Raw genomic sequence first — 13222 nt, forward strand, 5'->3', positions numbered from 1 at the left:
GGTTATAAGGGGATGGGCTCTTATGGGCGCCGTCCCTTTTTCAATGCAATATTGTCATTTTGAATATTATAAGATACAATTTTAATATTGCCCCATGATAGAGATAAAGGAGAGAATACCGATATGTATAAATTAATTGCCATTGATATTGATGATACTCTCATTAATGACCAGAAAGAAGTTACTCCAGCGACACAACAGGCGTTAGAAGCTGCCGTAGCTAAAGGTGTGGTGGTTACTCTCGCGACTGGACGAGCTTATGCTTCCGCGCACAAAATTGCACGCCAGACGGGGTTGAACGTACCGATCATTACCTACCAAGGAGCTCTGGTTAAAAACTTGCTGGACGAAAAAGTACTGTATGAGCGTTATGTTCCACTCGTGGCTGCACGTCGTCTCTATGAATTCTGTGTGGAACGCAATCTGCATCTGCAAACGTATATAGATGACAAATTGTACACACGTGAAGATAATCAGAAAATTAAAGATTACACCGAGCTGAATAACACGGAATATTTTGTCGAGCCTGTGTTCAGTAAAGTTATAGAGCAACCTGCTCCTAAATTGCTGATTATTGACGAGCCGGAAGTGCTGGATAAATTAATTCCCGAACTGCGTGAACTGCTTGGCAGCGAGGTGCATATCACAAAATCGAAGCCTCATTTCCTGGAAATCATGCATCATGAAGGCACCAAGGGCCACGCGCTTACCTTCCTTGCAAACCATTTTGGTTGTGATCTGTCGGAGACCATTGCCATTGGCGACTCTTGGAATGACCATGAAATGCTGGAATGTGCTGGTCTTGGCATAGCGATGGAGAATGCGATTCCTGATTTGAAAAAGCTGGCTGATTACATTACTCGCAGCAATAACGAAGACGGTGTCAAGCATGCCATCGATAAATTTATACTGAATGTTGAATAAGCAAAAAAGTGACTGTTAACGGATATACCTAAATGAACAAATTACATCAACAAAGCCTCCAAACGCCGCTTGTTTAGTTACATACGGCAGTTTGGAGGCTTCTTCTATCATATCTCATAGTAATCTAACAACTTTCAAAATATCAGGCAACAGAACGTACCTTGCGTCTATTGATCAGACGAATGATACTATTGTTCATACACATCAATCCGAGCACAATGAGCAGCACCCCTGCCAGCATCCACCAGCTTACGTGCTCTCCATATAAAAAAGCACCCAGGCCTACAGCGATCGGTGGTGAAATATAGAGCCATGTAGTCGGAAACAAGGGATTCGTACGCGCCATAAGCCAGTAAAAGAGTGTCTGCGCAATCATAGAGCCAAACAAAATCAAATAAAATAGAGATCCCATAGCAGGCAGCAGATTCCACTCCTCAGAATTCCAAGGCTCTGTGAAAGCCGACAGCACTAACAGCATCCAACCACCATGAAACATTTGTGTCGCATTCAAGGCAATAGGGTTCGTATCACGAAACGCATCCATGACTCGTTTGGAATACAGAGCTCCACCCGAATAACATAGTTCACCCAGCAAAATGGCCATGCAACCTGCCAACCACAGACCGCTGATTTGAACGGCCAAGCCGGGCAATACCACCATTACGACTCCAAGAAAGCTGATCATGCAGCCCATGAGCGTAATTCTCGTCGTTTTTTGCCGCAGTATTGCAGACTGCATCAGCACAATCATCATTGGTCCGGTGGCTGACAAAATAGCACCGATTCCTGAGCTGACATATTGCTCTGCCCAATACAGTGTTGAGAAAGTGCCGAAGGTTGTTCCCGTCCCGATCAGCAGCATTTCCTTACGCCATAATAACGACCACCGAACCTTTCCCGATAATCTCATCGCTATAAACAAGATTGCCCCAGCTATCATAAAACGTGTGCCTGCCGATAGGAATGGCGGAAGTCCGGCTTCCACCCCCACTTTGATAGCCAAAAATGTGGTGCCAAAAATAAGACACATAACTGTAAAGGCGATACCAACCATGACACTTCCCTCTCCTTTCTATTACTCATAAGCATACAAGGAGACAGACAGAACAGATGGGCAACCACAGAACAGTTGTACACGTTTTTGAAGTGCTGTATAGTACAATACACACAAAGGAGCGTGGACCGCATGGGCAAGGATAACAGCGAATTATTGTTTTCAACGGAACAGATCTCGACAGATCCGGGCTTAAAGCTGTATGAGCAGGTCGTCCATTACGTAAATGTGCGGATGGAGCGCGGGGACTGGCCAGCAGACGCTAAATTGCCGTCTGTGCGAAGTCTGGCTCAGGAACTAGGTGTACACCGGTTAACTGTATTCCGGGCATATCAGGAGTTAAAACAACAAGGACGTATCTATGTAAAGGATAAATCGGGATATTACGCTCATGCTTCCCATGCAGCAGAATTGGGGTCATTTACTACCTATTCGGAGCGTTCATCCACAAGACGGATCTTCCATTCAGAATCCACTTACATGGCAGACGATCCGTCTGTTTCTGTCTGGAGAGGGATGGACGGACTCACCCAGGTTCATGCCGTAAACGCGGATTTCCAATTTTCCAAGGCCCTGATTGATCCCTCTCTCCTACCTAACCGATATTGGAGAGAATTAATGATGCAGGTGTTTGAAAAGCATCCGAAAATCGCGGCTACCTATTCTGCTGTACAAGGAGATGCTGAGCTTCGTGATGCCATGGCGCAGCATTTTAGCACAGATAAGCATTTCGCAGTATCAACCGACGAAGTGCTGATTACCTCCGGCGCACAGCAAGCCATTGACTTGGTTTCCCGTTCTCTGATTCGTACAGGAGATCGTGTATTAATCGAACGTCCAGCCTATGGTCCCGCCATGGAAATATTCCGCAGACAAGGCGCACGCCTGACTGTAACGGATATACGACCGGAAGGTTATGATATGGATCACATTGAATGGTGCCTGAAAACGGAAAAACCGCGTCTCTTTTATATGAATCCGACATTTCACAATCCGACTGGCTTTACGATCCCTGATGAGCAGCGCAAACGACTGCCTGAACTGGCCGAGCGCTACGGCTGTCTTATTGTCGAGGATGACAGCACCTATGATATCAGCTTTGGGCAAAAGCCGCCTTCCCCCATTTTCGCCTATGATATCTCAGGAAGCGTCGTCTATATTCGCAGCTACAGCAAATATGTGGCACCTGGTCTGCGAATCGCAGCCGTTACCTGTCGGCGTCAGCTCATGAACAGCCTGCTAAGCGTCAAAGCGCTAGTGGACAATGGATCGCCGCTGCTGAATCAAAAGCTGTTTTTACAATATTTTCAATCCCCACGTATGCAGCAGCATCTAAAAAAGCTATGCATCGCGCTCCAGATTCGCAAGGAAATGATGGAGACCAGTCTCCGTGATTCAGGCTGGATATGGACTAGCCCGACGGGAGGACTCAACCTGTGGCTCCAGCTACCCTCTACGATCAAACCCAATGAGCTGCTGGCCAAAAGTATACAAAAGTCTGTTTCCTTTGTGCCGGGCAATGTCTTTGATCCCCTCGGCGCAGAGGGTAAAACGCATATACGGTTGTCCTATTCCTACGCTAATGAGCTGCAAATCAAAGAAGGGATCTCCACACTTCTACGCATCAGTCGAACGATGTAAATCGTTATTCTAACGGCAAATTCATGCCTGTGTGTGCCAAACTGATCCCTTCCAGTAGTCCGTAGTTACGTGTGATATCCACATTATGGGACATATGTGTAAATACCGTGCTTCCAGGCTTCAGTTTTCCTACAAGCTCCTGAGCCTCTAGCATGTCATATACTGAGCGGGTGGCATACTCTGCCTCCTCATGGTAAAAACTTGTCCCCAGCACGAGTAGATTCAAATTATGTAGAGGCAAAATCTCCGCCTCATTCAGTCCGATTGAATCCGAACAGTAGGCCCATGAGAAGCCGTCTTTTTCCAGACGATACGCGTAAGCATATCCATTCTTCCCATGATTCACACGCCAGCCCCGGATGTTCCATCCGCCAAGTTGGACTCCTTGATCGACTGGAATAAGGTCCAAGTTTCCGGAGAGCCAGGAAAATTGACGCAAGATCGTGTCGATCACTTCCTGTGGAGCGAACAAGCGCCCTCGGTTCCCGGTCCAGCGACAGGCATCCGCCCATTCTGGCAATCCTCCAATATGGTCAAAGTGTGCATGCGTCACAAGGATCGTAGGGATAAAACGCAGGCCTCGCAATTCCAGCTGTCTGCGCCAGTCGGGGCCACAATCAATCATAAAATCCTCTGTCTCGCTTTCAATCAGCACAGACGACCTCAACCTTACATTCGCCCCTGTCGTGCGAGCCTCCATGCACACAGGACAATCACAATATACACGCGGAACCCCCATTGCATCCCCCGTGCCGAGAAAAATAAGCCGATTCATGATTTAACTCCTATCTATCTGGGTGTTTTTACTACTATTATAACGAACATATCAAGGCTGCGTAAATCACTCCAGCAATCAACGACAAAAAGAGCATGTCTAAAGCCAGAAAATCAGGCCAGACATCCCCTCATGTGTGATCGTTTTATTTTTAAATGATGATAGGCATCGGGTCTTCCTTCAGACGGTTTTCCACCATCCAGCTGGACTCCTCATTATATAGATAGGCCCGATGCACCAACACTCGCACCTGCTGACCAGGCTCCAGCGTAGATTTCTCCAGCGAACGGTATGTCATGAGACGCTGATCACCGACCTGTACTTCAACCATCCATTCACTCCCGCGAAAATGCAAATGCTTCACTGTGCCTTCCTCGGTCGCCGACAGGAGTGCAAACTCCTCACTCGGCCCGACATCAATGTACTCTGGACGAATCAAGGCACGTGTTCCCACTCCGGCAGCCTCCTCAAAGCCCCTGAGACTATCCGCCTGTTCAATCACCGTGGATTCCCCAATAAAGGAAGCCACAAACGGGGTTCCCGGTTTTTTATAAATATCCCAAGGCGTTCCCTTCTGCTCCAGCCGTCCTTGGTTAATCACCATAATTTCATCCGCTACTTCAATCGCCTCATCCTGGTCATGGGTGACGAAAATAGAGGTAATACCCACTCGCTCAATCAACTCTCGCAACCAGGTGCGCAGCTCCTGGCGAATCTTGGCGTCAATAGCCGCAAACGGCTCATCCAGCAGCAGCAGTTGAGGCTCTGGTGCCAAAGCACGCGCAAAAGCAACCCGCTGTCGCTGTCCACCTGACAGCTGATGCGGATAACGATGCTCAAAGCCTTTAAGCCCCGTTAGTTCAACCAACTCGGTGACCTTTTCCTTGATGTGAGTTTTGGAGCTTTTTTTCACTTTCAAGCCAAAGGCAATATTGTCATACACGCTCATATGCTTAAACAAAGCATAGTTTTGAAATACAAATCCGATTCCACGCTCTTGTGGTGCCAGCTCGTTTACCCTTTTTCCGTGAAAATGGATCTCTCCTGCATCCGGCTGCTCCAGCCCCGCCAAAATGCGAAGAATGGAGGTCTTCCCCCCGCCACTTGGACCAAGCAAACCAATAAGATGACCCGTCTGAATATCAAAAGATACGTCCTTTACCGCATGAAAATTACCGAAATGCTTGTTTAATCCTCTAACTTCCACATGCATATCCGTACACTTCCTTTCCGCTTCTGGACCCGTTCAGGAACAGCAGCAACCTTGCTAACCGCAAAGCACGCACCCCATTTGAAATCCTTCAATTATTCCAATAAACTTACTTTGTTTTTCTTATGTGATACTTTATCAAAGGAAAGCAATTTTCGTCAACTCTATATATTATCTTGAGAATGAAAAGGGTAAAGTAATACATAGAAAGGAGATGGATTCATGTTGCATACCTTTGAATTATCTACGACACGGCGAGATGAAATGCGTGATATTACACGTGAAGTTGCAGCCCTCATCGAAAAAAGCGGGGTGCAGCAAGGAACAGCATTGATTTATTGTCCACACACGACAGCCGGCATCGCTATTAATGAAAATGCCGACCCTGATGTCAAACATGATGTAATTTTGAGGCTGGATGAGGTTTATCCATGGGAGCATCCCCAATATCGTCATATGGAGGGAAATACGGCGTCCCACCTAAAATCCATTACGACAGGCCCCTCACAAACGGTTATCATTCATGATGGTAAGCTGTTGCTTGGACGATGGCAGGGACTTTATTTTTGTGAATTCGACGGCCCACGTAGACGTCAGTACTATGTCAAAATTATGAAGGGCTGACGGGGACGTACAAAAAAACAGACGATGATGTTCTCCCGCTGGATACATCATCGTCTGTTAAATTCTTAGTCGCTTTCGCAAAGTACCGTAATGATTAGTCACCGTCATGAAGTGAAAACACCTAAAAAAGCGCCCTACATATTCATGGCTGAAGCGTGTGAATGCAGGTACGCTCATAGGTGTCTGCACAGCAGCTTTACATGTACTAAAGCAGCGGGCCTGATCTCTTCAAATGTTAATCCGTCCTGAATATAAAATGACACAAAGCCATGCATGGATAAAAACAGACTTTTCGGTACCCTGGAGCATTCTTCCTCCGAATGTCCCTGATCACTCAATTCCTGGCGAATCATAGATGCAAATAATTCTACACAACGGTTTTGTTCTGTACGACAGTATGCAAATAGTTCTTCATCATGCATCATGAACATAATTTCGTACTGATATGGATTTTCCAAGCCAAAACGGATATATTCCAGCATCAGGTACTCCAATCTGCTCAAGCCATCATCAGGCGTGCCTGTTGCTGCTTGCAGTAGAATCCCACGCAAGGTATTGAAATCTTCAATCACAATGGCGTAGAACAGTTCAGCCTTCTCTTTAAAATGATAATATAATGAACCATGACTGTAACCCAGATGCTGGCCAATGCTGCGCATTGAAATCGCACGGTAGCCCTTGGTGATAAACAAGTGCCTGGCCGCTTCCAGAATCCGCCCTCTTGACAACTCCTGTTCTACTGCTCTTCTAGCCATATTATTTATTCCCCTTCAATAAAGTAAAGCTGCTCTCCCTCCGACACAAGCGATTGTCCTTGTGTCAAGTCGGTCATCCAGTTGCAGAAGGATTCCGCATCACTAGCCAGCGGCAGACAGGTTAAAGTAACTTTATCCGTAAACATCGTTTCTCCAGTGCGGATGCGGCGATTGCGTAGTTCATTTTCCACTTTGCCTAACCAGGTATAATCCAATTCCACAAAAACCTCACGATGCAGCACACGCGTAATCGCATCTCCTGCCTCAATAGCTGCAACAGCACCATCTGAGTATGCACGAATCAGTCCGCCTGCTCCCAGCATAATTCCACCAAAGTAACGGGTAACCACAATAGCGACATTTTTCAGCTTCTGATTGCGGATGACCTCCAAAATAGGCTTCCCCGCCGTCCCGCTTGGTTCTCCGTCATCCGATTGCTTCTGGACTTCGTCTCTTTCCCCAATCATATAAGCCGAACAATTATGCGTAGCGTTCCAATGCTCTTTCTTGATGCGTTCTATGAAAGCAACTGCTTCTTCCTCAGTTTCAACAGGCTGAATATGGCCGATAAAACGGGATTTTCGGATTACAATTTCCTTGTTGCCGGCACCGCGTACGGTTCGGTATTGTTCCAACATACACGTATAACCTTCCTTACTTCATTTTACAAGAAAGCAGTTCCCCGCTTCTGGCAGCTGGCGAACTGCTTTCCTGTACTTAAATGTTGCTATACACTATAACGCTTCTGACCAAAACTTGTTTCCAATCAGAGATTATAGCTCCCTTATTCAGACAATCTTGCTTCAAGCTCAGCTTTTTCTTTTTCGAAGCCCGGTTTGCCAAGCAGCGCAAACATGTTCTTTTTGTAAGCTTCTACGCCCGGTTGATCGAACGGATTTACGCCCAACAGGTAGCCGCTGATGCCGCAAGCCTTTTCGAAGAAATAAGCAAGGTAGCCAAAGGAGTAAGGGCTCAAGTCAGGAATATTTACAATCAGGTTCGGCACTTGTCCGTCTGTGTGAGCCAGCAATGTACCTTGGAATGCTTTTTTATTTACAAAATCCACCGTTTTTCCTGCCAGGAAATTCAGTCCATCCAGATCATCTTCATCTGCTTCGATGTTGATGTGACTAGGTACATTTTCTACTTGGATTACCGTTTCGAAAATGTTACGGCTGCCTTCCTGAATGAATTGTCCCATAGAGTGCAGGTCTGTCGAGAAGTCAACAGAAGCTGGATAAATGCCTTTATAATCCTTGCCTTCGCTTTCTCCGTACAACTGTTTCCACCATTCGGATACAAAATGCAAAGATGGCTCATAGTTTACGAGAATCTCAATTGCCTTACCTTTGCGATACAAAGCGTTACGAACGGCTGCATATTGATAAGCCTCGTTCTCAGCAACATTCGGGTTGCTGTATTCTTTGGAAGCATCTGCCGCGCCCTGCATCATTTCTTCGATGTTAATGCCTGCTGTAGCAATCGGCAACAAGCCTACGGCTGTCAGAACGGAGTAACGACCACCGACATCATCAGGAATAATGAAGGATTCATAACCTTCCTCGTTAGCGAGCTTTTTCAAAGCGCCACGTTCTTTGTCCGTTGTCGCGTAAATACGTTTGCGTGCTTCTTCTTTACCGTATTTTTTCTCCAGAGCTGCACGGAATACGCGGAAAGCGATAGCTGGCTCTGTTGTTGTACCTGACTTGGAGATGACATTGACAGAGAAGTCTTTTCCTTCAATCAGTTCCAATAAATGATTCATATATGTAGAGCTGATGTTGTTGCCTGCAAAATAGATGGCTGGACCTTTGCGTTGATCTTTAGGCAGCGCATTATAGAAGGAATGCGACAGCATTTCGATCGCAGCACGTGCTCCAAGGTAAGAACCTCCGATACCGATTACAATCAATACTTCGGAATCGCTTTGAATTTTAGCAGCAGCTTTTTGGATGCGCGCAAATTCTTCTTTATCATAATTGGTAGGCAGGTCAATCCAACCCAAGAAATCGGAGCCTACGCCCGTTTGGTTGTGCAATTGCTCATGAGCCAACTTGATAGGCTCTGCAAAATAATCAATTTCATGCTGACCTACAAAGGAGAGGGCTTTCGTGTAATCAAAAATAACTTTTTTAGACATGTTTGGAACCTCCTGTTTGGTATTACTAAGACCAGAATACGAACATAAGGACTTAGGAATAGGATACTTTAATTTGCTGAGCCTGACAAGCTTGCGTTACCTGTATGTCCTGTGCCTTGCCAGACCCTGCTGTAGATAGGCTAGCATGCCCATGCTACAATGAACATAGAACAATTGTTTCAATATTCAATTCAAGCCGAACTCGCATCTGCATCGGACGGCAACTTCCAACAAGAAAGGTGATTAGCAATGAAAAACATCGGATTTATCGGACTGGGCACGATGGGCGCCCCGATGGCATCCAATCTGCTAAAACAGGGATTCGGAGTCACAGTTTATAATCGTACTGCTTCGCGCTGCGAACCCTTGGTAGAGCAAGGCGCACGTACAGCTTCAACCCCTCGTGAAGCGGCCGAAGGACAGCACCTGGTCATTACCATGGTCAGCGATGATCAATCAATACGTGACGTCTATTACGGTCAGAACGGTGTGTTTGCTGGTCTTACGGCTGGCATGACCGTGATGGACAACAGCACGATTTCACCTGAGCTGGTCAAACAACTGGCTGCTGAAGCGGACAAGCTGGGCTGCTCCTTCATTGACGCACCCGTAACAGGCAGCAAGCCTGCCGCTGTTGATGGAACACTCGTGTTCATGGTCGGCGGTCATGCAGAAGTGATTGCGGCACAGTCAGATGTTTTTGATACCTTGGGCAAAAAAGTGCTCCATATGGGGCCAAATGGCAGCGGAGCCGTAGCCAAACTTGCTCACAATACGATGGTCGGTATAAATAACCTCGCTCTGGCTGAAGGCTTTGCTATCGCGGCTAAATCCGGCATTCCAGCAGACAGCTTCCTAGAATTGGTACAGCTCGGATCGGCAGGCAGCAAGGCCGCTGACCTCAAAGGGCGCAAAATCATCGAGCATGATTTTAGCAACCAGTTCTCACTTGCTCTGATGCTCAAGGATTTGAAGCTCGCTTCCTCACTAACAGACAGCCTGTCCATCCCTACGCCCATGTTGTCCATAGCCAAAAGCTTGTTTCAAGCCGGACAAACACAAGGCTACGGCGATGAGGATCTATCTGCCGTCGTAAAAACATACGAAGCATGGATTGGCCGCACCATTGGTGGTCAGCCTCTTGAGTAAGCCGTTTCTTTATAAGCATGATGCTGTGCGTTAATGATGACACAGCTTTAGGGTAAGAACACTTGGCTCGTAGCCTGAGTGCTCTTACCCTTTTCAGCTAATTATTCCGGATAAGAACAGCAATAATCCGTTACGCTTCGCACTTCCAGCTTGAAGGAAGACTTCGCAGGTACATGAAAGGTTGACGTGCCTTGTATTTCCAGCCATTCCTCGGCACCTGGAAGCAACACTCTCAGATCCCCTGCTAAAATCTCCATGATCTCACGGGAATCCGTACCAAACTCGTACGTTCCCGGCAGCATAATCCCCAGTGTTACTTTACTTCCGTCACCCAGGATAACTGTACGGCTTGTAACCTGACCATCGTAATAAACATTTGCTTTTTTAATTACGCTTACTCCATCGAACTGTGTCATTCGTTATCCCCTCATCTGCTCTCAATGGTGAATGAATATGGTGCATCATAACATAATTGGGATTCCAATTTCAGTATGGAAATACACACTGTATCTGCGTACTCTATAGACTGATCATCCAAAAGGCATTTTTTCGCAAAATACAAATGTATGAAACAAACAGCCGTAAGCCTTACTCAGGTTACGACTGTTTGTAATACATGGATTGCCACGATCAGGTAAGTCGTTTGCCAGCAATACATGATCATTGCTTTATGGACAAACGCTTCCTAATTGCTGCTGCTCCAGTGTTTTATTTCAACAAAGCTTTTACACGGCTAACCACGTTCTCTACTGTAAAGCCGTATTCCTTAATTACGCGGTCACCAGGAGCGGATGCGCCAAATGTGCTGATACCGAGAATGTCGCCTTGGTCGCCAACATATTTTTCCCATCCCAGTGGATACGCCATTTCTACAGCCAGACGAGCTTTAACTTCAGGCAGCAGAACGGAATCTTTGTAAGCTTTGTCTTGTTTTTCGAACAGATCCCAGCTTGGGAAGCTGATAACGCGAACCTGAATACCTTGTTCTGCCAATGCTTCCTGTGCTTTAACAGCCAGTTGTACTTCGGAGCCTGTAGCCAGAATTTGAGCAACCGGTTTGCCGTCTGCTGCATCTGCAACCACATAAGCACCACGTTTGATACCTTCGCGTGCATGTTCAGCAGTAGCAGCCAAGATCGGCAGGTTTTGACGAGTCAATACCAGTGCAACCGGGTTTTTCTTGTTTTCCAGCGTGTAAGCCCAAGCAGCAGAAGTTTCGTTACCGTCAGCCGGACGAATGACTGTCAGGTTCGGGATAATGCGCAGAGAAGCCAATTGTTCGATCGGCTCATGAGTCGGGCCATCTTCACCAACAGCAATACTGTCGTGAGTCAGAACGTAGGTTACAGGCAATCCCATCAGAGCTGCCAGACGAACGGCCGGACGCAGATAATCTGTAAATACGAAGAATGTACCGCCAAATACTTTCACACCTTGGTGCAGCGCCATACCGTTCATCGCAGCAGCCATACCGAACTCGCGGATACCGAAGTAAATATTACGGCCAGCGTAATCTTCTGGCGTAAAGTTCGTCAGGTTGTTCAAATGTGTCATCGTGGAGCTTTCCAAGTCAGCAGATCCACCTGTCAGGAAAGGAACATTTGGAGCCAATCCGTTCAGTGCATTACCAGAAGCTACGCGAGTCGAAACCGCTTTGTCTTCTGTAGAGTATTTCGGAAGATCACGATCCCAACCTTCAGGAAGATCGCCCTTTACAGCTGTTTCGAACTGAGCTGCCAAATCAGGGTGAGCTGCTTTGTATTTCGCGAATTGTTCATCCCATGCTTTATTAGCTGCGATACCGCGCTCTTTTACTTTAGCAAAGTGCTCGCGAACCTCTTGTGGTACATGGAAGTCCTCTTCGTATACCCATTTGTAGAATTCTTTAGTCAGCTTGGCTTCTTCTGCTCCCAGCGGGGAACCATGAGTACCGCCGTGCCCGCCTTTACCTTGTTTGTTCGGGCTTCCGTAGCCGATAACTGTTTTCACTTCAATCAACGTAGGACGTGTTGCATCAGCTTGCGCTTCTTCAATTGCTTTTTGAATGGCTGGAAGATCATTACCATCTTCTACACGCAGCACTTGCCAGTTGTATGCTTCAAAACGTTTGGCAACACTCTCGGAAGAGGACAGATTAAGTTTGCCATCCAGTGTAATATCATTGGAATCAAACAATACGATCAGCTTACCCAGTTGAAGGCGACCAGCCAGCGAAGCGGCTTCATGCGAAATCCCTTCCATCAGATCGCCATCGCCACAAATTGCATATGTGAAGTGATCCACAACTTTAAATCCGTCTTTATTATAGGTTGCACCCAGTTGTGCTTCTGCCATAGCCATACCTACGGACATTGCCAAACCTTGTCCCAAAGGTCCAGTGGTAGCATCTACACCAGCAGTGTGTCCAAACTCAGGGTGACCCGGTGTACGGCTGCCCCATTGGCGGAATTGCTTCAGCTCTTCCATAGGCAGGTCATAGCCGCTCAGGTGCAGCAGGCTGTATAGCAACATAGAACCGTGTCCTGCAGACAGTACAAAACGGTCACGGTTCACCCATGTAGGGTGATCTGGGTTATGGTTCATTGTTTTAGCAAAAAGTTGGTAGCCCATTGGCGCGGAGCCCATCGGCATACCTGGGTGTCCTGAATTCGCTTTCTCGATGGCGTCAATTGCCAACGTACGAATGGTTGTGATGGACAAATTGTCAATCGTGGAGTTTTCATCCTTTTGAATCGCTTGGTTCTGGTCAGTCATGGTTTGCCTCCTCATATTGTATGAAGTATGTCAATTGCATTCGGTCATACTCTTCAATATCACCGTCCCATATAGAGACAGAGACTATTGAAGTGAGTGAATCTGCTTGAATGTTTCAATATGACTTATACACTCATAAGTATTGTACCATTTGCCGTGGAAGTTTGCCAGATCGTTTGTAAAGATGATTGTCGAA

12 protein-coding genes are annotated in these 13222 nt (G+C 46.7%); 4 read left to right on the plus strand and 8 right to left on the minus strand.

Going from position 1 to position 13222, the window contains the following annotated elements:
* The first annotated feature begins 123 nt into the window (after positions 1-123).
* Positions 124-924 carry a Cof-type HAD-IIB family hydrolase gene (locus tag ACQQ6X_RS10210; protein ID WP_305165230.1) on the plus strand — a complete coding sequence of 267 codons (801 nt, stop codon included), beginning with the start codon at positions 124-126 and terminating at the stop codon, positions 922-924.
* 142 nt (positions 925-1066) lie between these two features.
* On the opposite strand, the gene ACQQ6X_RS10215 is transcribed toward ACQQ6X_RS10210, so the two are convergent.
* The gene (locus ACQQ6X_RS10215) at positions 1067-1978 is read right to left on the minus strand and encodes a DMT family transporter (protein ID WP_305165231.1); all 912 of its coding nucleotides are present in this window, start codon (positions 1976-1978) and stop codon (positions 1067-1069) included.
* A 132-nt stretch (positions 1979-2110) separates the two neighbouring features.
* Here ACQQ6X_RS10215 and ACQQ6X_RS10220 point away from each other — a divergent pair, with 132 nt between their 5' ends.
* Positions 2111-3619: a PLP-dependent aminotransferase family protein gene (locus ACQQ6X_RS10220; RefSeq protein ID WP_305165232.1), complete on the plus strand. Its 1509-nt coding sequence runs from the start codon at positions 2111-2113 to the stop codon at positions 3617-3619.
* A gap of 4 nt (positions 3620-3623) precedes the next feature.
* Here ACQQ6X_RS10220 and ACQQ6X_RS10225 read toward each other — a convergent pair whose 3' ends face one another.
* Positions 3624-4394 carry an MBL fold metallo-hydrolase gene (locus ACQQ6X_RS10225; RefSeq protein WP_305165233.1) on the minus strand — a complete coding sequence of 257 codons (771 nt, stop codon included), beginning with the start codon at positions 4392-4394 and terminating at the stop codon, positions 3624-3626.
* A gap of 151 nt (positions 4395-4545) precedes the next feature.
* A complete protein-coding gene (locus ACQQ6X_RS10230) occupies positions 4546-5607 on the minus strand; it encodes a sulfate/molybdate ABC transporter ATP-binding protein (RefSeq protein ID WP_305165234.1) in 1062 nt (353 codons plus the stop codon).
* A gap of 219 nt (positions 5608-5826) precedes the next feature.
* Here ACQQ6X_RS10230 and ACQQ6X_RS10235 point away from each other — a divergent pair, with 219 nt between their 5' ends.
* Positions 5827-6228, plus strand: a complete 402-nt coding sequence (locus ACQQ6X_RS10235; protein ID WP_149035823.1) for a secondary thiamine-phosphate synthase enzyme YjbQ — start codon at positions 5827-5829, stop codon at positions 6226-6228.
* Positions 6229-6401: 173 nt separating this feature from the next.
* Here the strand turns inward: ACQQ6X_RS10235 and ACQQ6X_RS10240 are convergent, their stop codons facing one another.
* The 3 genes from ACQQ6X_RS10240 to ACQQ6X_RS10250 form a co-directional block, all read right to left on the minus strand.
* Positions 6402-6983, minus strand: coding sequence for a TetR/AcrR family transcriptional regulator (locus ACQQ6X_RS10240; protein ID WP_149035822.1), 582 nt, complete (start codon positions 6981-6983; stop codon positions 6402-6404).
* A gap of 5 nt (positions 6984-6988) precedes the next feature.
* Positions 6989-7621 (minus strand): YigZ family protein, encoded by a 633-nt coding sequence (locus tag ACQQ6X_RS10245; RefSeq protein ID WP_305165235.1) that lies wholly within the window; start codon positions 7619-7621, stop codon positions 6989-6991.
* Between the two features lie 146 nt (positions 7622-7767).
* The gene (locus tag ACQQ6X_RS10250; protein WP_305165236.1) at positions 7768-9123 is read right to left on the minus strand and encodes a glucose-6-phosphate isomerase; all 1356 of its coding nucleotides are present in this window, start codon (positions 9121-9123) and stop codon (positions 7768-7770) included.
* Between the two features lie 249 nt (positions 9124-9372).
* On the opposite strand from ACQQ6X_RS10250, the gene ACQQ6X_RS10255 reads away from it, so the two are divergent.
* Complete coding sequence (locus ACQQ6X_RS10255; protein ID WP_305165237.1) at positions 9373-10272, plus strand: NAD(P)-dependent oxidoreductase; 900 nt, start codon at positions 9373-9375, stop codon at positions 10270-10272.
* A gap of 101 nt (positions 10273-10373) precedes the next feature.
* Here ACQQ6X_RS10255 and ACQQ6X_RS10260 read toward each other — a convergent pair whose 3' ends face one another.
* Both ACQQ6X_RS10260 and tkt read right to left on the minus strand, forming a co-directional pair.
* A complete protein-coding gene (locus tag ACQQ6X_RS10260) occupies positions 10374-10688 on the minus strand; it encodes a pyrimidine/purine nucleoside phosphorylase (RefSeq protein WP_305165238.1) in 315 nt (104 codons plus the stop codon).
* Between the two features lie 292 nt (positions 10689-10980).
* Positions 10981-13026, minus strand: a complete 2046-nt coding sequence (gene tkt / locus ACQQ6X_RS10265) for a transketolase (protein WP_305165239.1) — start codon at positions 13024-13026, stop codon at positions 10981-10983.
* Between the last annotated feature and the right edge of the window lie 196 nt (positions 13027-13222).

Source organism: Paenibacillus ottowii, from assembly GCF_050516475.1.
GTDB lineage: Bacteria > Bacillota > Bacilli > Paenibacillales > Paenibacillaceae > Paenibacillus > Paenibacillus ottowii.

Coding starts and splice junctions, on each gene's coding strand:
- tkt (WP_305165239.1), bottom strand. CDS start 13,026: ATGACTGACCAGAACCAAGCGATTCAAAAGGATGAAAACTCCACGATT.
- ACQQ6X_RS10235 (WP_149035823.1), top strand. CDS start 5,827: ATGTTGCATACCTTTGAATTATCTACGACACGGCGAGATGAAATGCGT.
- ACQQ6X_RS10220 (WP_305165232.1), top strand. CDS start 2,111: ATGGGCAAGGATAACAGCGAATTATTGTTTTCAACGGAACAGATCTCG.
- ACQQ6X_RS10250 (WP_305165236.1), bottom strand. CDS start 9,123: ATGTCTAAAAAAGTTATTTTTGATTACACGAAAGCCCTCTCCTTTGTA.
- ACQQ6X_RS10240 (WP_149035822.1), bottom strand. CDS start 6,983: ATGGCTAGAAGAGCAGTAGAACAGGAGTTGTCAAGAGGGCGGATTCTG.
- ACQQ6X_RS10225 (WP_305165233.1), bottom strand. CDS start 4,394: ATGAATCGGCTTATTTTTCTCGGCACGGGGGATGCAATGGGGGTTCCG.
- ACQQ6X_RS10245 (WP_305165235.1), bottom strand. CDS start 7,621: ATGTTGGAACAATACCGAACCGTACGCGGTGCCGGCAACAAGGAAATT.
- ACQQ6X_RS10255 (WP_305165237.1), top strand. CDS start 9,373: ATGAAAAACATCGGATTTATCGGACTGGGCACGATGGGCGCCCCGATG.
- ACQQ6X_RS10210 (WP_305165230.1), top strand. CDS start 124: ATGTATAAATTAATTGCCATTGATATTGATGATACTCTCATTAATGAC.
- ACQQ6X_RS10215 (WP_305165231.1), bottom strand. CDS start 1,978: ATGGTTGGTATCGCCTTTACAGTTATGTGTCTTATTTTTGGCACCACA.
- ACQQ6X_RS10260 (WP_305165238.1), bottom strand. CDS start 10,688: ATGACACAGTTCGATGGAGTAAGCGTAATTAAAAAAGCAAATGTTTAT.
- ACQQ6X_RS10230 (WP_305165234.1), bottom strand. CDS start 5,607: ATGCATGTGGAAGTTAGAGGATTAAACAAGCATTTCGGTAATTTTCAT.